The sequence below is a fragment of the Bradyrhizobium sp. CCBAU 11361 genome (assembly GCF_028128935.1).
In the GTDB taxonomy this organism is placed as follows: domain Bacteria; phylum Pseudomonadota; class Alphaproteobacteria; order Rhizobiales; family Xanthobacteraceae; genus Bradyrhizobium; species Bradyrhizobium niftali.
The window spans coordinates 94063-117783 of the sequence record NZ_LBJZ01000018.1; the positions used below are offsets into that span (position 1 = coordinate 94063).

23 protein-coding genes and 1 pseudogene are annotated in these 23721 nt (G+C 65.6%); 13 read left to right on the top strand and 11 right to left on the bottom strand.

Features of this window, described 5'->3' with window-relative positions; all coding sequences use genetic code 11:
- Positions 1–22: 22 nt before the first annotated feature.
- The gene (locus XI08_RS06470; protein ID WP_271573813.1) at positions 23–1072 is read right to left on the bottom strand and encodes an ABC transporter substrate-binding protein; all 1050 of its coding nucleotides are present in this window, start codon (positions 1070–1072) and stop codon (positions 23–25) included.
- A 227-nt stretch (positions 1073–1299) separates the two neighbouring features.
- Here XI08_RS06470 and XI08_RS06475 point away from each other — a divergent pair, with 227 nt between their 5' ends.
- The 7 genes from XI08_RS06475 (at position 1300) to XI08_RS06505 (ending at position 7052) form a co-directional block, all read left to right on the top strand.
- The gene (locus XI08_RS06475) at positions 1300–1662 is read left to right on the top strand and encodes a hypothetical protein (RefSeq protein WP_271573814.1); all 363 of its coding nucleotides are present in this window, start codon (positions 1300–1302) and stop codon (positions 1660–1662) included.
- Between the two features lie 125 nt (positions 1663–1787).
- The gene (hisE, locus tag XI08_RS06480; RefSeq protein WP_025575743.1) at positions 1788–2192 is read left to right on the top strand and encodes a phosphoribosyl-ATP diphosphatase; all 405 of its coding nucleotides are present in this window, start codon (positions 1788–1790) and stop codon (positions 2190–2192) included.
- A 45-nt stretch (positions 2193–2237) separates the two neighbouring features.
- Complete coding sequence (locus XI08_RS06485; RefSeq protein ID WP_198033822.1) at positions 2238–2840, top strand: YqaA family protein; 603 nt, start codon at positions 2238–2240, stop codon at positions 2838–2840.
- 47 nt (positions 2841–2887) lie between these two features.
- On the top strand, positions 2888–3418 hold the full coding sequence (locus XI08_RS06490; protein WP_271573815.1) for a hypothetical protein: 531 nt from the start codon (positions 2888–2890) through the stop codon (positions 3416–3418).
- Between the two features lie 36 nt (positions 3419–3454).
- On the top strand, positions 3455–4855 hold the full coding sequence (locus XI08_RS06495; RefSeq protein WP_271573816.1) for an aspartate ammonia-lyase: 1401 nt from the start codon (positions 3455–3457) through the stop codon (positions 4853–4855).
- A 252-nt stretch (positions 4856–5107) separates the two neighbouring features.
- Positions 5108–6076 (top strand): NAD(P)H-dependent flavin oxidoreductase, encoded by a 969-nt coding sequence (locus tag XI08_RS06500; RefSeq protein WP_271573817.1) that lies wholly within the window; start codon positions 5108–5110, stop codon positions 6074–6076.
- Positions 6077–6278: 202 nt separating this feature from the next.
- Positions 6279–7052, top strand: a complete 774-nt coding sequence (locus XI08_RS06505) for a thioesterase family protein (protein ID WP_271573818.1) — start codon at positions 6279–6281, stop codon at positions 7050–7052.
- 421 nt (positions 7053–7473) lie between these two features.
- Here XI08_RS06505 and XI08_RS06510 read toward each other — a convergent pair whose 3' ends face one another.
- Positions 7474–9036 carry an AMP-binding protein gene (locus XI08_RS06510; protein WP_271573819.1) on the bottom strand — a complete coding sequence of 521 codons (1563 nt, stop codon included), beginning with the start codon at positions 9034–9036 and terminating at the stop codon, positions 7474–7476.
- Positions 9037–9144: 108 nt separating this feature from the next.
- Between XI08_RS06510 and XI08_RS06515 the strand changes: the two genes are divergently transcribed.
- From XI08_RS06515 to XI08_RS06530, 4 genes are all read left to right on the top strand, one after another.
- Positions 9145–10110, top strand: coding sequence for an NAD(P)H-dependent flavin oxidoreductase (locus XI08_RS06515; RefSeq protein ID WP_271573820.1), 966 nt, complete (start codon positions 9145–9147; stop codon positions 10108–10110).
- A 226-nt stretch (positions 10111–10336) separates the two neighbouring features.
- Positions 10337–10585: a hypothetical protein gene (locus XI08_RS06520; RefSeq protein WP_025575753.1), complete on the top strand. Its 249-nt coding sequence runs from the start codon at positions 10337–10339 to the stop codon at positions 10583–10585.
- Between the two features lie 137 nt (positions 10586–10722).
- Entirely contained in the window at positions 10723–11442 is a 720-nt protein-coding gene (locus tag XI08_RS06525) for a hypothetical protein (protein ID WP_027546966.1), read from the top strand.
- Between the two features lie 139 nt (positions 11443–11581).
- Positions 11582–12268, top strand: coding sequence for a hypothetical protein (locus XI08_RS06530; protein WP_271573821.1), 687 nt, complete (start codon positions 11582–11584; stop codon positions 12266–12268).
- Between the two features lie 3 nt (positions 12269–12271).
- Here XI08_RS06530 and XI08_RS06535 read toward each other — a convergent pair whose 3' ends face one another.
- On the bottom strand, positions 12272–13852 hold the full coding sequence (locus tag XI08_RS06535; protein WP_271573822.1) for a GMC family oxidoreductase: 1581 nt from the start codon (positions 13850–13852) through the stop codon (positions 12272–12274).
- Positions 13853–14038: 186 nt separating this feature from the next.
- Positions 14039–14263 carry a cysteine rich repeat-containing protein gene (locus XI08_RS06540; RefSeq protein ID WP_025575760.1) on the bottom strand — a complete coding sequence of 75 codons (225 nt, stop codon included), beginning with the start codon at positions 14261–14263 and terminating at the stop codon, positions 14039–14041.
- Positions 14264–14497: 234 nt separating this feature from the next.
- Between XI08_RS06540 and XI08_RS06545 the strand changes: the two genes are divergently transcribed.
- Positions 14498–14788 carry a hypothetical protein gene (locus tag XI08_RS06545; protein ID WP_027546962.1) on the top strand — a complete coding sequence of 97 codons (291 nt, stop codon included), beginning with the start codon at positions 14498–14500 and terminating at the stop codon, positions 14786–14788.
- Positions 14789–14964: 176 nt separating this feature from the next.
- Here the strand turns inward: XI08_RS06545 and XI08_RS06550 are convergent, their stop codons facing one another.
- From XI08_RS06550 to XI08_RS06570, 5 genes and pseudogenes are all read right to left on the bottom strand, one after another.
- Positions 14965–16890 carry a sensor histidine kinase gene (locus tag XI08_RS06550; protein ID WP_271573823.1) on the bottom strand — a complete coding sequence of 642 codons (1926 nt, stop codon included), beginning with the start codon at positions 16888–16890 and terminating at the stop codon, positions 14965–14967.
- Positions 16887–17558 (bottom strand): response regulator, encoded by a 672-nt coding sequence (locus XI08_RS06555; protein ID WP_271573824.1) that lies wholly within the window; start codon positions 17556–17558, stop codon positions 16887–16889. Before XI08_RS06555 ends, XI08_RS06550 begins: the two co-directional genes overlap by 4 nt.
- Before the next feature lie 118 nt (positions 17559–17676).
- Positions 17677–20403, bottom strand: a complete 2727-nt coding sequence (locus XI08_RS06560; RefSeq protein WP_271573825.1) for a DUF2235 domain-containing protein — start codon at positions 20401–20403, stop codon at positions 17677–17679.
- 276 nt (positions 20404–20679) lie between these two features.
- Positions 20680–20930 (bottom strand): annotated as a pseudogene (locus XI08_RS06565) (GCG_CRPN prefix-to-repeats domain-containing protein).
- 26 nt (positions 20931–20956) lie between these two features.
- Positions 20957–21199, bottom strand: a complete 243-nt coding sequence (locus XI08_RS06570; RefSeq protein WP_271573826.1) for a hypothetical protein — start codon at positions 21197–21199, stop codon at positions 20957–20959.
- Positions 21200–21494: 295 nt separating this feature from the next.
- Between XI08_RS06570 and XI08_RS06575 the strand changes: the two genes are divergently transcribed.
- On the top strand, positions 21495–22454 hold the full coding sequence (locus tag XI08_RS06575) for an AraC family transcriptional regulator (protein ID WP_271573827.1): 960 nt from the start codon (positions 21495–21497) through the stop codon (positions 22452–22454).
- A gap of 32 nt (positions 22455–22486) precedes the next feature.
- On the opposite strand, the gene XI08_RS06580 is transcribed toward XI08_RS06575, so the two are convergent.
- Positions 22487–22720 (bottom strand): hypothetical protein, encoded by a 234-nt coding sequence (locus XI08_RS06580; protein ID WP_025575772.1) that lies wholly within the window; start codon positions 22718–22720, stop codon positions 22487–22489.
- A 154-nt stretch (positions 22721–22874) separates the two neighbouring features.
- On the bottom strand, positions 22875–23177 hold the full coding sequence (locus tag XI08_RS06585; RefSeq protein ID WP_271573828.1) for a hypothetical protein: 303 nt from the start codon (positions 23175–23177) through the stop codon (positions 22875–22877).
- Positions 23178–23721 lie beyond the last annotated feature (544 nt).

The window sequence follows — 23721 nt, forward strand, 5'->3', positions numbered from 1 at the left end:
CAGCGGAAGCTATCGGTTTTGCTCAATTGATCAGCCGCCCCGCGACCGGCGGCAGGAACCGGTCGTCGAAGATGTCGCCCGCGGCCGGCCGCTTGCGGAATTTGAAGTTCAGGGCGATCTGGTCGATCGAGCGGTCCAGCCGCGCCGGGTCGATGCCGCCGAGGCCGTTGCGCCTGACCTCGTCGGTCAGGATGTTGTCGACGAGCACGGTGCGCAGGCGCTCCAGTTCGAGGTCGTGATCGCCGTCGTCGATGCGGCTTGTGGCCTCGGCCGCCGCACGGGCGGGCTCTCTGACTGTCGCGTTGATACCGGCGATCAAGGCGCGAACAAATCCCTTCAGCGCGTCCGGCTTCGCCGCGGCGAAAGCGGGGTTGGCCACCACGGCAAAGCCATAGGCTTCGCAGCCATAGTCGGCGTAACGCAGCACGACGAGATCGTCGCCGGGCACGCCGCGGTCGCGCAGGTTCACCGCCGAGAGATAGCTGAAGCCGGCGACGGCATCGACTTGCCCCGCGGACAGGATCGGCTCGCGCACCGCGGCACTTATCTTGTGGAATTTCACGCGCGACGTGTTGATGCCGTTCTGCTGCGCCAGCGCCGGCCACAGCCGCATCGACAGATCGCTGTCGGCGACGCCGACGGTCTTGCCGTCGAGATCGGGCAACAGGTGGATGCCGCGGCTCCTGCGCGCGACGATCGCGTAGGGCGCACGGTTGAACATCACGAACACCGCCTTGATCGGCGCCGCATCGTCCTTGTCGCGAAATCGGATCAGCTCGTTGATGTCGACCAGCGCGAGCTCACTGTCGCCCCTGGCGACGCGCGCGAGAGTCTCCGGCGATCCGGGCGAGGTGTTGAAGGAGACGTTGAGATGCTCGGCGCCGAAATTGCCGTCCTTCGCGGCGAGAAAGAACGGCGCCATGCTCGCATCGATCGGGCGGTCGAAGGTGAAGTGGATCGCGACGGAGGGCGCGGCGGTCTCGGCCGCCGTGACGTCGCGTGCGGTCAGTGCCGCAAGCGAGATCGATAGCGCCAGCAGGCAGCGAAAAGTGGTCGTCTTGAATCCTGACATCGGTTGCGCCGGTCCCGCATTGTTGTGGTTTCGTGACGCTCGCAGCGCCGGCCCGGGCTGAGCGTGCGCGCGCCAATATGAACGGTGGATGAGCGGAGGTTGCGTCATGATCACGCAACCCCGTTCAGCTTGTGTTGGGATTGGGGAACCCAACATGGGACGTGGGTGTTTGAAAGACATGAGCCTGTCTGCAGGCGCCATTCGAGGTCCCAAGGAGGGTCCAGGAGATGTTTGACAGCTTTTCGAAATTCGCCGGCCGCAAGGTCGTTCTTGCCACTGCGGCCGTGGTGGCTCTGACTGCCGTTGCGCCCACCGCCTCTTACGCGGGCGGTCGTCACTGGCATCATGGTGGCGGTGGCGCCGCTGCTGCTGCTGCGATGTTCGGCCTGGCCGCGACCGGCCTCGCGATCGCAGCCAGCCGCGATGCCTACGCCTATGATCAGGGCCCGGGTTACTATTACGAGAGCGGCCCGGTCTACTACAGCGGCCCCGGCTATGGTCCCTATTACTACGGCTCGGGCTACCAGGAGCGCTATGGCGGCTACACCAAGGTCTGCGCCCACGGTTATTCCGGCTACGGCTGCTATTAACCGACCGGTAACCGGTCATGCGTCATCGAAGAACAGGCCGTCGCATTTGCCGCGCCGGCCTGTTTTTTGCTTTTATTGCCGGGCGTTAACTCGCTCGCCATTGGTTTAGAGTAGTTTTGAGTACCATGAGTGATTCGCTTGAGCGGCTATATCTGGCTGTGCTCGCGGCCAGGGACCTTGATCCGGCAACATCGCGCACCGCCCGGCTGTTTCAGCGTGGCCCCTCCAAAATGGCGAAGAAACTGGCCGAAGAGGCCATTGAAGTCGTCATCGATGCCGTCAATGGCGACACCGATGCCGTGGTCCGGGAAAGCGCCGACCTGCTCTACAATCTCACCGTGCTCTGGGCTTCGGCCGGCGTGCGCCCCGAGGACGTCTGGCGCGAGATGACGCGGCGGGAAGACATGCTCGGCATCGCCGAGAAGCTGCCGAAGTCGACGATGAAGCTGCCCAAAGTTGCGTCACCGCGCGTCGCCGCGCGGCGGCCAATTGTCGCGCTCGAGGGCCGTTCGGCACGCAAGCGCCACTAGAACCGTCACAATTCGCCTCAATCTCAGCATGGACAAATCCGTCCCATGGTGCTTCATCGCGGCGCCATGCTGAAACGTATCTACGACTGGTGCATCGACGCCGCCCACAAGCCCTATGCGCTCTGGATCATGGGAGCCGTGGCTTTTGCAGAAAGTTCCTTCTTTCCGGTCCCGCCGGATGTGATGCTGATCCCGATGTCACTGGCGCGCCCGCAGCGCGCCTGGGTCTACGCGGCGATCTGCACCGCGACCTCGGTGCTCGGCGGCCTTCTCGGCTACGCCATCGGGGCACTGCTGTTCGACTCGGTCGGTCACTGGCTGATCCAGGTCTATGGCCTCGGCGACAAGGTCGAGGCCTTCCGCGCCTCCTATGCCGAATGGGGGGCGGTGATCATCCTGCTCAAGGGGCTGACGCCGATCCCCTACAAGCTCGTCACCATCACCTCGGGCTTTGCCGGCTATAATCTCGTCCTGTTCATCCTGTGCTCGATCGTGGCCCGCGGCGGCCGCTTCTTCATCGTCGCCATCCTGCTCAACCGCTATGGCGACTGGATCCGGGTCCGGATCGAGAAGCATCTCGGTCTGTGGGTGGCGATCGGCGCCGCGGTGCTGGTGCTGGGCTTCGTGGTGGCGGTCAAGCTGATCTAGAGCCGCAGTACTTTGCCGCTGCGCCGGCTTCGGCTACGGTTGCCGTCATGATGGTTCGATCCGGCAATCCGGCCGTGCGGTTCGGGACGCTGACTTCAGCAGTGCTGCTGCTCCTGCTGGGTGCTGGCGGGACTGGATGGCCGCAATCCGCGCCGCCATCGCTCGGCCTCCAGGAGCAGGGGCCGCAGGCTGCGCCGCCGCCGTCAACGCCTGCCCCGCCGGCGCGCGAGGAAAATCCCGGGCTGATCAACGAAATGGGCAAGCTGTTCGACAAGCTGCCCTCGATCCTGCCGCCGATCAAAAGCCCTGGCGAGACCATGAACGACCTGTCGCGGCTGGCCAAACCCTCGACCATGGTCTCGGGGCGCGTGGCCTGTCCGGTCTCGTCGAACGGCGCGCCGGATTGCAAGCAGGCCGCCGACCAGCTCTGCCAGGGCAGGGGCTACAAGGAAGGCAAGAGCCTCAACGCCGACTCCGCCGAGAAATGCTCGGCCAAGGTGCTCATCCCGGGCAGGCAACGCAAACCGGACGACTGCCGCACCGATACTTTCGTGACCAGCGCGCTGTGCCAGAACTGACGTGACGTCGCCGCGCGCGAGCAACCAGGAGCGCCCATGAGCCGTACGGAGCAGGATTTCCTCGGACAGCGTGAGATCGCCGACGACATTTACTACGGCGTCCAGACCATCCGCGGGAAGGAGAACTTCCACATCACCGGCATTCCGATGAACCAGGAGCCTTATTTCGTGAAGGCGCTGGGTTACGTGAAGAAGGCCGCGGCGATGGCCAATCGCGATCTCGGCGCGATCGACGCCAAGGTGGCCGATGCGATCATTCTCGGCTGCGACCGCGTGATCGCCGGTGACATGATGGATCAGTTCGTCACCGACTTCATCCAGGGCGGCGCCGGCACCTCGACCAACATGAACGCCAACGAGGTGATCGCCAACCTCGCGCTGGAATCGCTGGGCTTCAAGAAGGGCGACTACCAGCACGTCAGCCCGAACGATCATGTGAACTACGGCCAGTCGACCAACGACACCTATCCGACCGCCTTTCGGCTGGCGCTGATCCTGCGGCTCGAGAGCTACATGACGGCGCTGCGCCAGCTCCAGGAGGCGTTCTTCGCCAAGGGCAGGGAGTTCGATCGCGTGCTGAAGATGGGCCGTACGCATCTTCAGGACGCCGTGCCGATGTCGCTCGGCGCCGAATTCCGCGGCTGGGGCACCACCATGGGCGAGGAGGTCGATCGTATCTCCGAGGCGCGGGCGCTGCTGCGCGAGATCAATCTCGGCGCAACCGCGATCGGCACCTCCGTCACCGCTGCGCAGGGTTATCCCAAGCTCGCCGTCCGGCATCTGAGCGCGCTGACCGGCGTCGACTTCATTCTCGCCGGCGACCTCGTCGAGGCGACCTCGGACACCGGCGCCTATGTGCAGCTCTCCGGCGTGCTCAAGCGCACCGCGAGCAAGCTCACCAAGATCTGCAACGACATCCGGTTGCTGGCTTCGGGCCCGCGCGCCGGCTTCAACGAGATCAACCTGCCGCAGCTTCAGCCGGGCTCCTCGATCATGCCGGGCAAGGTCAATCCCGTGATCCCCGAGGTCGTTAACCAGACCAGCTTCCTCGTCATCGGGCTCGACACCACGGTGACGCTCGCCGCTTCCGCCGGCCAGCTCCAGCTCAACGTGATGGAGCCGGTGATCTCGTTCGCGCTGTTCTTCTCGATCCGCACCATGGAGCGCGCGGTCAACAGCCTGCGCGAGAACTGCATCGTCGGCATCACCGCCAACGAGGACCACACCCGCAACATGGTGCTGAATTCTCTCGGTATCGTTACGGTGCTGAAGCCGCTGCTCGGCTACAAGCAATGCGCCGAGATCGCGCGCGAGGGCTACAAGAGCGGCAAGTCGCTGCACCAGATCGTGGTGGTCGAGCGCAAGCTGCTGACGCAGGAGAAGTGGGACGGGATGTTCTCGTTCGAGCGGCTGATCAATCCGGATTTGATTGGGTGATTTCTCGTCGTCATTCCGGGGCGCGCGAAGCGCGAACCCGGAATCCATTTCGCCACGCGTGCTGAGGTCCGATGGATTCCGGGCTCGCGCCATTCGGCCCGCCCCGGAATGACGGAAGAGGAATTCCGCGGTTTGGAATTGCGGTAACGGCATCCGCCACGGCGTCAGAACGCAATACTTGACAGTGGAAAGATTGCCTTGTTGGTATGGCTCCCAACTTCGATTTGACCGCCAATAGAGGATCGTTTCGCGATGTCCATGCCTGCCTTGTTCAAAGGGCGCCTGTCGATCCCCGTGATCGGCTCGCCGCTCTTCATCATCTCGGTGCCCGATCTCGTCATCGCGCAGTGCAAGGCGGGCGTCGTCGGCTCGTTTCCGGCGCTGAACGCGCGGCCGCCCGAGCTGCTCGACGAATGGCTGGCGCGGATCACCGAAGAGCTCGCGGCCTATGACCGCGCGCACCCCGACAAGCCGTCGGCGCCGTTCGCGGTCAACCAGATCGTGCACAAGTCGAACAACCGGCTCGATCACGACATGCAGCTCTGCGCCAAGTACAAGGTGCCGGTGATCATCTCCTCGCTCGGCGCGCGCGAGGAGCTGAACCAGGCCGTGCACGGTTGGGGCGGCATCATCTTCCACGACGTGATCAACCAGAAATTCGCGCACAAGGCGATCGAGAAGGGCGCCGACGGCCTGATCCTGGTCGCGGCCGGCGCCGGCGGCCACGCCGGCACCATCTCGCCGCTCGCCTTCGTCGCCGAAACGCGCAAGTGGTTCGACGGCCCGATCGCGCTGTCGGGCGCGATCGGCAACGGCAAGGCGATCCGCGCCGCGCGCATCCTCGGCGCCGACTTCGCCTATATCGGGTCAGCCTTCATCGCGACCAAGGAAGCCAATGCGGTCGACAAGTACAAGGAGATGATCGCGGGCGCGACGGCCGACGACATCGTCTATTCCAACCTCTTCACCGGCGTGCACGGCAATTACCTGAAGCCCTCGATCCTCGCCGCCGGCATGGATCCGGAGAACCTGCCGACGTCCGATCCGTCCAAGATGAATTTCGGCACCGACGCCTCCGGCGAGCGCGCCAAGCCGAAGGCCTGGAAGGAGATCTGGGGCTCGGGCCAGGGCATCGGCAGCATTGAAGGCATCGTCCCCGCCGCCGACCTGATCGCGCGCTTCAAGAAGGAATACGACGAGGCGATCGATCCGCCGTTGTGATGAATGGCTGTTGTGGTGCGCCTATCCCTCATCGGTCGTCCCGGCGAAGGCCGGGACCCATAACCCCGCCGGGCAATTGTTGTGCTCGATAGCAACCACGACTTCGTCTCACCAACTGCTCCCTGTGGTTATGGGTCCCGGCCTTCGCCGGGACGACACCTGATTTCGGACTCCGACCGTCTAAGCCAACAGAGATTGAGCGATGCCCCCGATCTACCGCGTCGATGGCAACAGCGTCGTCACCAGCCCTGATGCCGCAGGTCCCTGGGACCGGCGCATGCAGCATGGCTCGGCGCCGGCGTCGCTGGTGACGTGGGCGGCCGAACGCATCCCGACGCCGGTGCCGATGGCGATTGCGCGCGTCACCATCGATCTGATGCGCCCGGTGCCGGTGGCGCCGCTCACGATCGCGACCGAGATTTTGCGCGAGGGCCGCAAGATCCAGCTCTGCGACATCAAGCTGCTCGCCGACGGCGTGCAGGTCGTGGGCGCCACCGTGCTCAAGATCAAGACGCAGGCGCAGGCGCTGCCGGACGAGGTCAAGGAGCTGCCCGTCACCTTGCCGTCGCCGGAGGATTCCCTGGTCGAGGACGGTCATGCCGCCACCAGTCCGTTCGTGCGCTCGGTCTCGATGCGCGCCGCGCGCGGCCGCTTCGGCCAGGCCGGTGCCGGCGCGATCTGGTTTCGCGTCGACCATCCCTTGATCGAGGGCGAAGCGATCTCGCAGGCCATGCGCGCCGTGGTCGCCGCCGACTTTTCCAACGGCACCGCCTCGACGCTCGACTTCCGCGCCTGGACCTACATCAACGCCGATCTCACCGTGAGCTTTGCGCGCCAGCCGGTCGGCGAGTGGATCCTGCTCGACGGCGACTCTTGGATCGGCCCCGACGGCGCAGGGCTCGCCATGTCGCGGCTGGCGGACAGGCATGGCTATTTCGGTCGCGCGGTGCAGAGCCTGGTGATCGAGAAGCGGTGAGCGTGACGGCAAGCGCCGTGATCGCTGCTTGAGCCGATTGAACGGCAGACTTCCGCCGCCGCGGAAGGGATGCCCTGGTCGCGAGCCTCTTCTTGTCCGGAGGTCTCTGTTCGACGCCAGCGTCCTGCCAGTTCAACTGCCGTAGACGATCTTGATCTCCCACAGCAGGACAACAATAGCCGTGATCAACGTGATTGCGGCCAACGCACTTTCCAAGGAAGCGACTCTCATTTGATACTCCGCTTCCCAGCCCCATCAGCGGTCTAGTTGATTCGTTGATTCGCCCGCAATCGCGCGGACGGCGTGGCTGAAAAGTCCCTTCCGCGCTGTTGTTCGCCGGTCACAGCGACACCGTAAAATCCCGGGGTCGGGCGCCGGAGCCTGTACGGTGCTGCCTGCCACAAGTTGCAGATCGAGATGACTACCCCACCATCCGGTCCCGCCCGCTCCAAAATCCCGCGCGCAGCACCTTCTTGTCGACCTTGCCGACGCCGGTCATCGGCAATTGCTTGGCGAACTGGATCTGCTTTGGCGCATGCGCCGAACCCTTTCGCGTCTTCACGAAATTGATCAGCTCGTCCGGATCGGGCCTTGCGCCTTCGCGCGGCACGACGATGGCGATGACGGCTTCGCCCCATTTCTCGTCGGGGATGCCGACGACCGCGACCATCGCGACATCCGCGTGCTGAGACAGCACGTCCTCGACCTCGCGCGGAAAGATGTTGAAGCCGCCGGAGACGATCATGTCCTTCTTGCGGTCGAGGATGAACATGTAGCCGCGCTCGTCCTTGCGCGCGATGTCGCCGGTGTGGACCCAGCCGTTCTTCAGCGTCTCGGCCGTGACGTCAGGCCGCTTCCAGTATTCCGCCATGACATGCGGGGCGCGCACGCAGATCTCGCCGGCCTCGCCCGTCTTCACTTCCTGGTCGTTGTCGTCGAGGATCCTGACCTCGCAGGCCGCAATCGGGAAGCCGCAGGACAGGAACAGCTCCGGCGTCCTGGGATCATGGTCCTTCTTGCGCAGCACCGAGATCGGATAGCATTCGGTCTGGCCGTAGAGCTGCGAGAACACCGGCCCGATCCGTTCGATGCCCTCGATCAGCCGGCTCGGCGACATCGCGGAGGCGCCGTAGAGCACGAGCTCGAGCGAGGAGAGGTCGGTCCTGCCCAGTGCGGGATGGTCGAGCAGCACGTAGATCATGGTCGGAACGAACAGCGTGAAGTTGATGCGCTCGCGCGTGATCGTCGCCAGCACGGCCTCGGGATCGAAACCCTTCAGCATGTGCACGGTGCCGCCGCGCATCAGGGTCGGCAGCACCTTGGTGCCGGCGACATGGCTGATCGGGGCGACCGTGAGATAGCGGGCACCTTCCGGGATTTCGAAGTCGGCGAGGATCGCGGCGGCGGCCCCGGCATTTTCGCGATGGTAGCGCAGCGCGCCCTTGGATTTGCCGGTCGTGCCGCCGGTGTAGTTCAGCGTGGAGAGATCGTCAGGGCCGGCGAAGCAATGCGCGCTGGCATGGCCTTCGATCTCGATCGCCTGCAACAGATCGACGCCATAGTCGGCCGGTCCCATGGTGAAGACCGCCTTGAGGCAACCCGCCTGCGCGGCAAGCTCGCCGCCGCGATCGCGGAATGCGGCCGCATCGACCACCAGCACCTCGGCCTCGGAATCCTCGAGCTGGAACAGCTGGTCTGCCCGCGATCCCAGTGGATGCAGCCAGGTGATGCAAAGCCTCGATAGTTGCGCCGCGACACCCGCGCACCAGGTGTCGGCACGGTTCGCGGTGAGGAAGGCGACGCGTGCGCCGGGCTGCAATCCAAGCCGCATGAACACGCCCTGGATGCGCCCGATCAGGTCGATGGTGCCCTGATAGCTCAGCGATCCGCCGGGCCAGACGAATGCGGTTCGGCCCGGATAGCGCGCCAGCGCCTGCAGCGTCTGCGCACAAGTCGGTGGCGATGCGTGGAGCGGATCGGACATATGTTTCCTCGTTGCTTTGTCATCGGCTTCTGGCGTGCCAATGTTTGCCGTAACGCTAGCACAGGGAATGCGGGATGGAACGGCAAAGCCCGCGCGAGGGAGGCATGCGTGACGTCAGATCGACTGCAACGTTTCCGCGATCGCCTCGCTCTGCCGCTGATCGCCGCGCCGATGTTTCTGGTGTCGGGCGTCGAGCTCATGGTCGCGGCCTGCGGCAACGGCGTGATCGGCAGCTTCCCGAGCGCGAATTGCCGTAGCACGGAACAATTCGACGAATGGCTCACCGACATCGACGCGCGGCTGCGACGGCATGAAGATCAGGCCGGCCGCAAGGCCGCGCCGCTCTGTCCAAACCTGATCGTGCACCGCTCCAACTCGCGGCTGGAGCAGGATCTCGCCGCGCTGCTGCGGCACAGGCCGGAGATCGTCATCACCTCGGTCGGCTCGCCCGCGCCGGTGTTGAAGCCGTTGCACGACGCCGGTGCGCTGGTGCTGGCGGATGTCGCCTCGATCCGCCACGCCGAACGTGCGGCGGAAGCAGGTGCCGATGGGCTCGTGCTGCTCACCGCCGGCGCGGGCGGGCAGACCGGCTGGCTCAACCCGTTCGCCTTCGTCCGCGCGGTGCGCGCATTCTACGACGGGATCATCGTGCTCGCGGGCGGCATCAGCGATGGCCGCGCGCTGCATGCCGCGGAAGTGCTGGGCTGCGATCTCGGCTACATGGGCACGAAGTTCATCGCGACGCGCGAGAGCATGGCGGACGATCGTTACAAACGAATGCTGGTCGAGAGCAGCGCCGACGACGTCCTGCTGACCACCGCGTTCACGGGACTGCAGACCAGCATGCTGAAGCCGTCGATCGTCGCTGCGGGGCTTGATCCCGACGACCTGCCGGCGCGCGGGGCGATCGACATCGCCAAGGACATCGACGTTACCGCGCGGGAGAACCGGCCAAAACGCTGGCGCGACATCTGGAGCGGCGGGCACTCGACGTCCGGCGTGACCGATGTGCTCGCCGTCGGCGATCTCGTTGCGCGGACTCTTGCCGAATACCGCGAGGCGGGTGGGCGGTAGCCGGGCTCCGTCATGACCGGGCTTGTCCCGGGCGCATCCCCGTTCCTTGTGCCGCAGGTGAGACGTGGATGGTCGGGTCAAGCCCGGTCATGACGATGCGGAGACTTCCAGCTCCCGTCACAGTGAATCCCGCATAGCTCCATTCCCCCTCACTTAACGGCGGATTAACCATCGCCCGCCCAGAATCCCCCTCGTGGCCGCCAATCAGGACCGAGAGGGACAGGCGATGGACTTCGATTTTCTCAACTCCAAGACGGCGGCTTCGCTGGACGAAATCCGCGTCCGCGTGGCCCATGCGCTGGCCCGCCACCCGCTGTGCCGCAATGTCCGCTTCGACATCGTCAGCGTCCCCCGCACCCGTCGGGGCGGCAACTGGACGGTGACGCTGCAATCGGTCGAGCCGCGCGCGGTCTGGGAGGCCTCCGAGATCGTCGCGGACATCCAGGATGCCTACGATCTGGCGGTAGCGGCCTGATTTTACTCGGCTTTTTAGCCGTGTCGCCACAGGCATGGTGATTGTCGCCGCAAAGGCACACTCAAGCCTTAATTCGTTCCTTTTTCCCGGGCACCGTTGACAACATCGTGAACCGCCCCTCCCCGTCGGAGAGACGTTTGTCCAAAGCCATCACCATCGTCGTTCTGACCTGTTTCCTCGTCCTCGGTGCCGCCACCACCGCTATTCTCGGACGCGATAGCGTGCCCAGCGTGAGTGCCGAGATGATCACTCAGGCCCCGCCGAAACCGCTCGCGACCAACCGCGCCGCCAAGGCCGACCGTCTGGTTCCGACCCTGGCGCTGGCCTCGGCCGCGATCGAGCCGGTCCTGGTGCCCGCCGACAGGCTTGCGCAGGCGCCCGTGTTGACCGAGCCGCTGCGCCAGGCCTTTGCCGCCGCCACTCCGTCCGATATTCCGATACCCAGGACGGGTTCATCGGCGAACGTGAACGAGGCGCCCACGGCGGAAGTTCCCGCTGTCGAAGTCCCGGCCAAGCCGAAGGTCGTCGCCAAGCCGCAGCCGCAGAAATCCTATTCGCTGCTCTCCGACGTTCAGATTTCGGGCATCAAGGATCGTCTGAAGCTGTCCTCGTCGCAGGAATATTACTGGCCTTCGGTCGAGACTGCGCTGCGCAACGTCGTCCGCAGGATCCAGGCGAACAAGCTGTCGAATCCGAACGCGCCGCCCGGCGCGCAGATCGATCCGAATTGCGACGAGGTCCAGCAGTTGAAGTCGGCCGCGATGCCGCTCCTGTTCCAGCTGCGTGACGACCAGAAAGAGGAAGTGCGCAAGCTCGCCCGCATCATTGGGCTGGAGAAGGTCGCGCAGCAGATCTGACGCGCGGTTTCCCGAAGAGATCATGCTCAAACAATGAGCCAAGGCGCGATGGCGAGCCATCGCGCCTTGGGGAACCGCTGATATCCGGAACATCCGGCAATCTCCAGGCGTTGCCCGCTCCAAAAGAGGGAGTGGACCAATGCGCGCCTCGACAGCCTATTTCGTCGGTGCAGGAACCATCGTCGCGGCCATCGCCATTGGTCTCGGGGGCGGCATCGTCGCCGGCAACATCATGAATCCGGTCGCGCACAAGCAGGGGCCGGACACCAGCAAGATGGCGCAGCGCGCCGAAGCCGCTACCGCGCCGGCCCAGAGCAATGCGCCGTCGGAGCGCGTGCAATATCTCACCGGCTCGCAAGCCTTCGGCACCATGACCACTGCGCCCGCGCAGGCGCGGGACGATTCAAAGCCAGAGACAAAGCCCGACGACCCGCAGGCCATTCAGGCGAAGGCCGAGCCGCCTGCGCCGCAGCCATCGCAAGCGGCCGCAGTCGAGCCGCCGAAGCCGGTACCGCCATCGCAAGCCGCAAAGCCCGTCGAGCAGCAGTCGTCGACAGAGCCGCCCCCGTCACCTGACAACGCTTATGCCAAGGCGAGGGATTCTGACGTGAAACGCGCCGCGTCCGAACGACGCCGGATGGATCGCCGCGAGCGTTGGTCCGAGCGTCACCGCTATGACTCCCGCGATCCACGCGGCATGCGCGACCGGACCGATTGGGACGACGTGGCCCGCAACATTCGCGAAGATTCACATGCACGCGATTATGCGGGCCGGCCGCGTGGCGGCTTCCCGCAGATCCGGCTGTTCGGCCCCGACGACGACTAGCGCCTAGCCCAGGATCGCGGCCGCTGCGCTCTCGGCAATCAGGATCGTCGGCGTCTGGATGTTGCCGGAGACCATGATCGGGATCACCGAGGCGTCGGCGATATGCAAGCCGTCAATGCCGCGCACCTGCAACCGCTGCGGATCGACGACGGCGAGATCGTCCGTGCCCATCCGGCAGGTCGAGGCGGCGTGATAGAGCGTGGTGCAATGGCCGCGGATATAGTCGGCGATCTCGGCATCGCTCGCGGCTTCCGCGCTCGGCGTGATCTCGCCCTCGATCATCTCCTTCAGCGGCGATTGCGCGGCGATGCGGCGGTTGATGCGCACGCCTTCGATCATGGTCGCGATGTCGCTGCCGCTCGCATCCGACGCGAAATAGCAGGGGTCGATCGCGGGATGCTCGATCGGATCGGCCGAACGCAGCGTGATCCGGCCGCGGCTGTTCGGCCGCTGCAACGTCGCATGCAGGGTGATGCCCGGCCTGGACGACAGGAAGCGGACATAGTCGCGGTGCGAGCTGATCGCGCCGTAGAGCTGGAGGTCGGGCTCGACATCGGGGCGGCTACGCACATGCGCGCCGGCGGCGACCCAGGGCGAGCTGCGCGGACCGCTGCGGCTGGTTTCCCACTCGGCAAGGCTCGCGGCCAGGCTTTCCTCCGTCCAGGCGCCGACGCCGATCTTCTCCTTCGTATAGAAGGTGATGGGAATGTTGATGTGGTCCTGGAGATCCCTGCCGACGCCTGCCAGCTCGTGCACGACCTCCACGCCGGCTGCCCTCAATTCGTCGGCAGGACCTACGCCCGACAGCAGGAGTTGTTGCGCCGAGCCGATGGCGCCGGAGGCGAGCACCACCTCGCCGGTCGCGAAGGCGCTCTTCGGCTGTCCGTTCTCGAGATATTCGACGCCGATCGCGCGGGAACGCTCGATGATGATGCGGGTCACGCGCACGCTTGTCTTCAGCGTGAGATTGGCGCGCGTCAGCGCCGGGCGCAGATAGGCCTTGCCGGTGCCGAAACGTTCACCGTCCCTGATGACGAACTGGAAAAAGCCCGCGCCTTCCTGGGTGGCGCCGTTGAAATCGGGATTGTGCGGAAGCCCTGCGGCCTGCGCCGCCTCCAGCCATTTCAATTCGTTCGGGTCGACATGGGGAACGTCGGCGACGTACAGCGGCCCGCTCGTGCCGTGCAAGGGATCGTCGGTGAAGCGCGCATTGTTCTCGAAGGCGATGAATTTCGGCAGCACGTCGCGCCACGCCCAGCCGGCGCATCCCGCCTTCTCCCAGCCGTCGTAATCGGAGGGCAGGCCGCGGATGTAGATCATCGCATTGATTGCGCCGGAGCCGCCAACCATCTTGCCGCGCGGCCAGAAAATGCGCCGGCCGCGGCAGCCCGCCTGCGGTTCGGTATAGTAGCCCCAGTCGACCGCCGTGTTGAACATCGTCGGCCAGTCCGACGGAATGTCGGAAGCGCGCGGCGCCGCCCGGCCTGCCTCCAGCACCAGCACCTTGCGATGTGGATCGGCCGACAGCCGGTTGGCCAGCACGCAGCCGGCCGAGCCGGCGCCTACGATGATCGTGTCGTACATTGAAGGGCACTCCGAGGATCACAGCGTCGTGACGCGGAGTGCTTGCAAGATTTGTGCTTTGGGTGCGACCTCGTCATTCCGGGATGCGTGCACAGCACGCAGGCCCGGAATCCATCTATCCGCAGAGAACGTGGCGAGATGGATTCCGGGTTCGCTCCGTTGGAGCGCCCCGGAATGACGACTTGTTCAGCCCCCGTGCGACTCCACCACCTTGCGGCAACCGTCCGAAAGCTTCGACTTGTTCTCGCGCAGGCAGGCGTTCATCTGCGGCGGCTTGCCGACATGTTCGGCGCAGAATTTGCTGGCGTCGCCGCGGCAGGCCATCTGCTCCTGCAGCGTCGGACCGGATTGTGCTGCGGCGGGCAGGGCGGTGGCGGCGAGCAGCAGCGCGGCAAGAACCGAAATCTTCATAAAACACCTCTTTGGGATTGTCGGTGGTCCCGTTTGGGATCAAGCGGGCGGACCATCTCGCGAAGGCCTGGTGCCGGTCCATGCCATGTTCATGGCATCGGCTCGCGCTCCTGGCCTCCGTACCCCCATCTTCATGGCATGTATCCGTGCGCCGTCTTTTGCCATTCAGACTGCACGTCGGCTGCGAAACCCGGTGATTGCACCGGGACGCCGAACGGGAAGCAGGAGAGCAAGATGTCGAAAAGAGCGGGAGCGCTGAGCGCCGGGCTGACGATCATGGCGCTGGCGGGTGCTGCGATGGTGTCGCTGGGCACGAGCCCGGCGCAGGCGGTGGTCTATTGCAAGACGGTCGGCGTGCCCAAGGGCTGCGTGGTGCGGCCGACGGCGGCGGTGGTGGTCGCGCCGGGAGCCCCGGTCGCGGCGGCTGCGGTCGCGACGCCCGGCGTCGGAGCGCCCGGTGTCGGCGTACGTGCCGGGACGCCGATGAATCGCGGCGGTCCGGTCAATCGCGTTGGCATCCGCTGAGCTTTTCTTCACCTCGCCCCGCTCTTGTCCGCCGAAGCTTTAGCGAAGGCGGATGCGGGGAGAGGAAAGACTTCGGGCGAAAGGATGACCTGCGGACGAACCCCCCGTCCTCCGCATGAAAAACATCCGGCCCGTTCCCTCTCTCCGTGCGTCCCACACGTTCGGGGAGGGGGCTTTCAGCCGGCAGCGGCGTCGCTGTCGGGAAAGATCTGCGGCAATTGCAGCCGCACCCGCGTGCCCGAGGCATCCGAGCTCAGATCGAGCACCGCGCCGCAGCGCGCAGCGCGGCTTCTCATGTTGCGCAGGCCCCGTGCGGTCTGGCTCGCGCCCGCGGCCGCGCAATCGCCAGCCAGCGCAAAACCACGGCCATCGTCGGTCACGCTGATCACGCCGTACGGCCCCTGGTCCGCGTCAAGCGTCTCGATGGTGACCGCGATATTGCCGGCGTGCGCGTGCTTGACCGCATTGGTCACGGCCTCGTCGAGGATGCGCACGATCTGGATCACGTGCCATGGTCTCAGCTCGGGATGCAGCGGCAGGCCCTGCGGCGTCGCCACGCGCCAGTCGAGGGCGATCTCGTGCGGCCGCAATTGCATCGCCGCGCGCTCGCGCCAGGAGCCGAGCGCGAGCATGAGGTCGCCGCCGATGTCGTCCATGGAGTCGATGACGAGACGGAGATCCTTCAGCGCCGCGCGGGCGGCGTCCGTGATCGTCGCGCCCTCATGGCCGCGCTCGGACAGCGCGACGATGCTGACGAGCTGGCCGCCGAGACCGTCATGCAGGTCGCGCATCAGCCGCGTGCGCTCATTGGCGAGCGCGGCGGCGCGGGCGCGCGCCTCCTCGCGGGCAAAGCTTGCCTTCAGCCGCTCCTCGGCCTCGCGCACGCGCGTGACGAGCTGGCCGGCGAAGCTGTCGACCTGGTTCAGCGCGCGGGCGAAGCGCCAGGTCAGTCCGGCGCCGATCGCGACCAGCATCGCCGAATAGGACAGCCGCGTGACGAAGGTGCGATCGTCCCGCACGAACTCGAACGCCGAGAGCATGTCGTGAAACCAGCAGGTCAGCACGATGGTCACGGCGCAGCCGAAGGTAAAGCTCGCCGCGTCCTGCCGCCTGATCACCGCCCACGTCAGGATGACGACGAGCAGCATCAGGCACACGCCCACGGTCGGCACGCCGAGGAACAGGAAGGTGATGCGCGGGATCGGCTGGCCCGCAAAGAGCCCGACCAGCAGGATGACGAGCCCCGGCACGAACAACAGCAGCCCGTAGCGCGGCCAGCGCCAGCCGAAGAACAGCACTGCGAACGTCACGACCAGCGCGCTCTCGATCGGCGCGGACGCCAGCAGGATGGCGGCCAGCCGTGGATAGGGCGCGGGCGGCAGCGGCGCCGGCGCGAAGGCCTGCATCGCGCCGACCAGCATTCCCGCCGCCAGTACGCCATAGACCGGCTCGTGGCGTCGCATCAGCCACATGATGGCGAGGATCACCGCCAGCAACGATTGCCAGGCCGAGAACACCACGGGCAGCGTCACGAACAGCAGCGTGCGCGTCTCGTAAGCTCCCCGCAGGCTTTCGTCCGGTCCGACATAGACGGTGTCGAGGAAGCCTCGCAGCGGACCCCACACCAACAGCCGCACGGTGATGTCGTTGCTGCCGTCGCGCAGCAGCGATGACGGGATCACTGTGATCTCCGGCGTGTTGCGGTCGGGCCGGTTGGCGGTGGGATCGCGCCTGGAGTCCAGGATCGCGACGCCGTTGATCGCGACCTCCACGCCATTGCTGAAGCGTGGCAGAAAGACCGACCAGGCCGTGTTTTCCGCATCGGGCTTGAAGACGAAGGTGCCCGAATAGAGCGGCGGGTCCTGGAGCGAGTAACGCGACGAGGTGAAATGCGGCAGCGTCACGGAATGCGTCGCGCCGTCCTCCCGCAGCGAAAATCCGCTCAAGGCAAAATCGTCGGGGTCGCTCGGCTGGAGCAGCCGCAGCCCGAGGATGGTGGCGATCACGATCAACGCCTGCAGCAGCAGGTAAGGCACGAGGCGCGCGGCCAGCAGCCGGCGCCGCGCGGGTTTGACCGTTGCCTTCGCCGCGATCTCGCTCACAGCTTGATCAGGCCCTGCTGCACCGCCTCGAACACCGCTTCGCTGCGCGTGTGGACCTCGAGCTTGCGATAGATGTTCTTGATGTGCCCGGGCACGGTCTGCCTGGACAGGCCGAGATGGCTCGCGATCTCGGCATAGCTGAAACCCTTGGCGATGCCCCAGAGGATGTCGATCTCGCGCGGGGTCAGCCTTGCGGTGTTGAGTGCGGGGCCCGGCGGCGGCTCCGCCGAATTTTGCGTTCGCCGCACGATGAAGCGGGCGATCGAGGCCGAGATCGGCGAATGGCCGGCGACCAGATCGCGCACGGTGGTGGCGATATCGGTCGGGAAGGCGTCCTTGAGGAGGTAGCCGGTGGCGCCGACCGTGATCGCGGAGATCACGCTCTCCTCGTCGCCGAGCGCCGAGATCACCATGATCTCGGTATCGGGAAAGCGCTGCCGGACCTCGCGGATCAGCTCCACGCCGTGGCCGTCGGGAAGCCTGAGATCGGTGAGCAGCACGCGCGGTGCCGCCTCGCCCAGCGCCGAGCGGGCCTCTCCCAGCGTCCCGGCGCTGCGCACCTCGTAGCCGGCCTTGACCAGTGCATCCTGGAGCCGCCAGCAGGTCGGCGCATCATCCTCGACGAGGAGGATGGTGATGGTTTCACCCGTCTCGCCCTGTTCGCTCATGTCCATCGTCCCGCACCGCGTGTCCCCCGCGGCGCGAGGTCAGCTTAACCGCGGCGCGGACGCCGCGACACCCATAATCATGGGGGCTGCGATGGCGCGGCATCCGGGACGCGGGTGCCTACTGCTTCGTCGCGGCCGGTTTATCCGTCGGCATGGGCGGGCTCGGCAGTCGCTGCACGATGATGCGCGCGGTGCCGGCATTGTTCTTGTAGAACTGCTCATAGGGCCCCTGGACCGCGTCGAGCTTCGTCGGCCGCAACGGTGCCGGCAGCAATGTTGGGTAAATCTGCACGGCGTCGTTGACGTAGAAGAACAGATCGCCGGCGTCGGGCGCGACGAATTCCGCCACCAGCCGTCCTGACAGTTTCTGGTTCTCCCAGATCGTGCGCGCCGTGGCATCCTTCGGCACCGGCTCGAAAGGTCCGAGCTTGCCGACAGCGAGCTTGAGTGGATTGTTGTCGGGAAGTGCCTCGAATTCCTTCGTCTTGTCGAGCTGGGTCGGATACCTGCCCTTGCGCTTGTCCGCATCGTCCTCGAACGGAATGGTCGGATTCATCCGGCGCGGCAGTTCGTCGGCCGGCATGACGTTGACGGCCTGCAGCGGAATGTCGCTCATTCCCTTCGTGCCGACGCGTACCACGGGCTGGAACCAGGCGGCGCCGAACTGACGGAGCGTCGGCAGGGCGAGGTAGTGAGGCGTGAAATAGGTCGTGAAGCCGTTTGTGCCGCTCATGATGGTGCGGTCGAACCAGGGATCCTCGATCTCGACCCAGACGCGGTATTTGCGGCCCTTCTCGACCGCGAGGCCGCTCCACCAGCAAAATTCCTCCGTCGCGAAACGGCCGCGCGCATCGACCGGCTCGTCGGGCACGGGCGTCCCTGCCTCCGGCCCGGGCGTCGTGCAGATATTGCCGGTCGCGACGCGCGCCGTGAAGACGCTGGTCGCTCCAATCAGCAGTGCGGAATAGAATATGATGAACAGGAAGGCGCCGGGCAGCACGAACCTGGCGAAAATCCAGCGGGCCGGCCCCGCATTCAGCCGCATCCACCGGGCGAAGCGGAGCAGCTTGCCGGGCTCGTCGACATTCTGCCGGCTTGCCATGCGACGTGGCCTGCTCCAGGCCAGCCGCGCGCGTTCCTGGATGGTGTCGCGCAGCACCGAGTTCCTGCGCCAGATCAGGTACGTGATGGCCAGGACGATCGAGGTGACGAACGGGTAATACAGCGTGATGTCGAGCCACGGCGCGGCATAGGATGGCAGGACGTTCCTGACGAGATTGGCGAGCGGACCCAGCACGCCGCCAACGAGCCAGTCGATGGTGGCGATGACGTGCAGCACCACGCTGCCTTGCAGGCCGTGGTCCTTCGACACCCCGATCAGGCTGCGGGCGATCCACGGCCAGATCGCGATCACGCCGACCATGACCAGCAGCGAGAAATAGGCGACGCGCCGCCACCACACGGTGTCGCGCGTGAGCCTGGCCATTTCGGCGCTGGGCGTGTTCATGCGGGTGAAGTCCTCGGCCTCCTTGTCGCGCCGCGGGCCCTTGGCTTTGGCGAGATAGGCCTGCTTCATCGCCTCGCGGGTACTGTCCTCGATGAGGTTCAGCTTGCTGCCGTCCGGCATCAGCACCAGCGCGTCCGCCGGCAGCATGATCGGCGCGTAGTCGTCGCAGCCGAACAGCATGCGTTCGATGACGGCGAAGTGCACCACCGGCAGCCCGCCATTGACTTCACCGGCGAGGACCGGGCGTGGTCCGTAACGGTAGAGCACGGCGGCGCCGCTGCGCGAATCGTGCTTCGGTCCGATCGCCGATTGGTATTCCCTGAAGTGCTCGATCTCGCCGTCCTGGAAACGGAGCCTGCCGTCGAGCTGATCGGTCATCCAGACCAGCGGCACGAAGGACAGCGTGGAATCCGGATAGCCGCCGCCGATGTCGGAATGCACCCCCGCGAACCACACCTCCTTGACCGTCTGGTCGGCCGCCAGCTGGCTCTGGTCGATCCGCAGCGGATGGAAGGTGGTGCGCTCGTCGTCCAGCGCCAGCGCATGACAGATGTGCTTCACCTTGCGCGAGGGCCGGTGATTGCGAAACGAGATCGGCCAGATCGCCCAGTCGATCGCGACGCGCAGCTCCTCGATCGGGACGCCGAAGGCCTCGACCGTGTCGAACAGTCCCATGAATTCGATGTCGACGTTCTCGCGACCGTTCATCGCCGCCCGGACATCGGCGTAGGAACGGTGCCCGCAGAGCGAATGATAGAGATAGAGCAGGAGATCGCGGATGAAGCGCGCGATCCAGATCGTCGGCAGGCTCTTCTTCAATGGCACGGTGTCGCGGCGGTATTCCCGCCACGCGGCCATGGCGTTGCGCTCCATCTCCTCATGCGACACCGGCGTGCCTTCGATCTCCGCCGGCACGAGACCCTGGCTCGCGACCATGGACGCCAGCGTACGCGCGGTGAACGCGCCGCGGCTGAAGCCGAAGATGTAGATCTCGTCGCCCTCGCGCCAGTTCCAGCACAGAAAGCGATAGAGCTTGCGGACGTTGCTGGGCACGCCGATGCCGGTGGCGCCGTCGAGCGCGGCGAGCGGCGCCCAGCCGGCGGTGCCGACACCCTTGATGTAGTGCGAGATCTGATCCGGCTGGGTGTGATCGAGCGCCTCGTAGAGACGCCAGACGCTGGATTCCTGGGTGGTGAACGCGTTGCCCGTGCCATCGGCGAACAGCACCAGCTTGCGTTTGGAGGAGGCGGAGCCGGCCGTCCCGCCGGCATTCATATCGCTATGTGGGTGTTCCGGTCCGGCAATATCGGCGTTCCGCTCGCCATCATGATGTGGCATGGGCTTCTCCGGCAATTTCGCGAGGAGCGCTTCAGGCCCGGGCCGCGCAGCGCTCCCCGGATTCAATCAATGATTGCGTCAGAAAATAAGGTGTATTCTGCACACAATCCCGCTGAGGTAGCAAGCGGGAACCTGCACTCTCGCTGCGGTCGGACGCCGCGGAATGACGATCGCGAAAAGCATTTGGTTGTGCTGGTCGGCGTGCCGGACGGCGAAGGCAAGCGATGTCCGCGGACGCCTCTCCCGACGAACGGGGAGAGGCGGAGCGTTCAGCCTCTACCTGCCATTGCCGCGGCAGCGGCCACCGGGACCGATATGGTAGCCGCGCGGGCAGGCGTGCGCGGCGGGGTTGGCGTAGTTTCGCAGGCAGCCGCCGTAGGGCCGCGATGCCAGCCGGGGCCGCAGCCGCCGGTGACGGCGATGACGTCGCCATTCGCGCTCGCGCCGAGCGGCGCGAACGGCATGGCCTCGGCAACGCCCGTGATCGCGCCGAGCGCGACGGCTGCGGCAAACAGGGTGCGCATCATGTCTTGTCCTCCCGGGTGCCGTTGCTTCAATGGCCGGCGGCGAATGCGATGCCGGCGCGCACTTCGGCTATCGCCTTGTCGATCAACCCGATGGCCTTCTCGCGATGGCCGCCCTTGTTCGGCTCGGCCTTGCCGAGCTCGGCGCGGGCCGATTGCAGGATCGCGATGGCTTCGTCCATGTGCGGCTGCGCGCCCAGCGCGTAACCGATGCAGAGGCTGGTCGCGATGACGCCGCCGAGCACGAAGCTGCGGGGTAGAGAGGTTCGCATGTCGTTGTCTCCTCCAGCGGGCGTCAGGCTGGGCCCGCCCGGTTGCCCGGATGCAGCCCCCTGTGTGGCGGATGCCGCAACCGCCGCCTGAATAGGGCCCGCCGATGCGGACCGTCTTGGACTGTCCGGCGCCGGCGACGTCACGGCTTGGACTGACCGGCGCAGCTTGATTCACGTTGGCGTGCTGATAGCCTGCGGGCGGCGGCCTTCAGCACGGGTTCATCGCCTGCCAGCGAGGTTCGGCCGGTTTCACGCACGACGTTTTTCGAAAAAGTCTTTGTTGGAAGTCCTTTCGATGTCCGTCATCAGGAAAGCGCTCTCCACCGACATGCTCCCGCAGGGCCTGTCCGACCGGCAGCGCTTCATTCGCTTCGCCGAATTGTTCGAGCATTTCTCCAACACCGGCGAGCTGGATCCTGCATCCGACGTGCCGTTTCGCGCCACGATGAACTCGATCCACATCGGCACCACCATGCTTGGGCGTTGCGACGGCAGCTTCGTCACGGTGCGGCGGGAGAAGCGCCAGGTGATCGAGACCGGCGACGACCGTTTTTGCCTCGCGCGCAATACCGGAGATCTTTCTTCGCAGGTGGTCCATCGCGGCCGCGAGTTCACCATGCGGCCGGGATCGATGGTGCTGCTCAAGCTGGACGAGCCGTTCTTTGCCGCTGACGGCGCGAGCCACAAGCGCTTCACCAATGTGCATCTGCCGGTCGATACGCTGCGGGCGATGGTGCCCGATGCCGACGATCTCGTCGGCTGCGAGCTCGAGCCCGGCGGCGCGCTGTCGCTGGCGATGGACTACAGCGATCTCCTGCTGCGCCATCCCGCCGCCGCCGACGAGGCCGGCATGGCGATCGCCGCCCATTTGCTCGATCTCGCCGCGATCGGTCTTGGCGCCCGCAGCGATATTGCAGCCGCGGCCCGCCGCCGGGGCCTGCGCGCCGTGCGGCTCAAGGCCGTGCTGCCGATTCTGGAAACGCGCTTCCACGAACCGGATTTTTCCGCACAAAAGCTTGCCGCCGCCGCCGGTCTCTCCGAACGCTACGTCAACGAGCTGCTGTTCGAAGCCGGCGCGAGCTTTACCACGCGCCTCAACGAACTGCGCCTGCGCAAGGCCGCCGACCTCCTCGCCCATCGCGAGGGCCGCATCAGCGACATCGCGTTTGCCTGCGGCTTCAACGACCTCTCTTATTTCAACCGCTGCTTCCGCAGGCGGTTCGGGCTGACGCCGACGGCGGCGAGGGGGAAGTGAGGATCGCTCTTCGACGCTACCCGCTCTACAGCCTACAATGTCTCCACCCGCGGCGGCGGATAGCGCCGCGCCAGCGCCGACAAGGGCAGGTGCCGCTCGCCTTCGGGCAGCTCCAGATAGGCCAGCACGAGCGGCCGCTTCCAGTCACCGATGCCGAAATCCATCGCCGTCCATTTCTGCGGCTCGGGGCCTTCGAGGCCCCGGACCCAGACGAAGTAGCGGGGGAGATCGTCGGCGTCGGCTTCCGTCGTGCGTCTCCTGGCCATCAAAGCTGCTCGCTGCAACACCATGTACTGCTGCAGGATATAGGTATCGACTTGGCGAAGTCGAACGCCTCGATGGTCGTTCGTACCGGCACGCACGCGCTGCCGGCACAGAGCGTCGGGGAGGCCGACGCCGGTTGCACGCGGCACGTTCCCGTCACTGCCAGAGTCGACTCTCCGCGACCCGGTTGATGTCGGCGATCCGCCGATCGGCGTCGGCGTTCAGGTCGATGCTTGCCACCAGCGCCAGCAGACGGTGATAGGCGCCGTCGGCGACCTCGACCGGCAGCGGGGCTTCGTCAAAGGCCTCGACATAGCTGCCGACGAGACCGCTCAACAGGCGGCACAGGCCGCGCTGGGCGGGATCGTCCCGGCCGAGCGTCTCGAGCTTCTGCTGAAATGTCCGGAAGGTGCGCAAACCGTGGTGCTGCTGCGAGAGCCACGTGTGCAGGTCGTTCATGTGAGCCTCTTCGAGTTACGGAAGAAGCTACCGGTTTATACAGTGCGGCTGGGAGGATGGCTAGGGAGGGGGACGTTGAGGTTCGTTGAACCAGTCCGCCTTCGCCGAGGCTTCGGCGGGACAGCCTTCGCTACTTCGCATGATAGATTTGCGCCTGGCTCGCCCAGCCGTAGCTGCGAAGCAGCGAAGGCTGGTGCCCCTGGCCGATACTCGACCACTGCCATAACCATTTGAATGTAAGCCAATTTTCGTCGTCGATTGCTGCCGATACCAACAGAAATACCAACAAGACGACGCGCGGTATGTTGGCAAAAATAACATAGCAAGCTCCCCGGCGCGTAGGCGCGCCATGCCGTTCCGGTCTCCACAATCGCCTCGACCGGAATCAAACCCTGCTCTGACTCGAAATCCCGGCCTAGATCGACCTAGCGCAATATCGCGAGATCAAGGGAGGGTCTTGTCATGCGTATCGGCGAACGATCCGCACCTAGCAAGGACGCCCGATTGCTTGCTTCTTGAGCGTGCCGGCACATTCAGCCCCGTG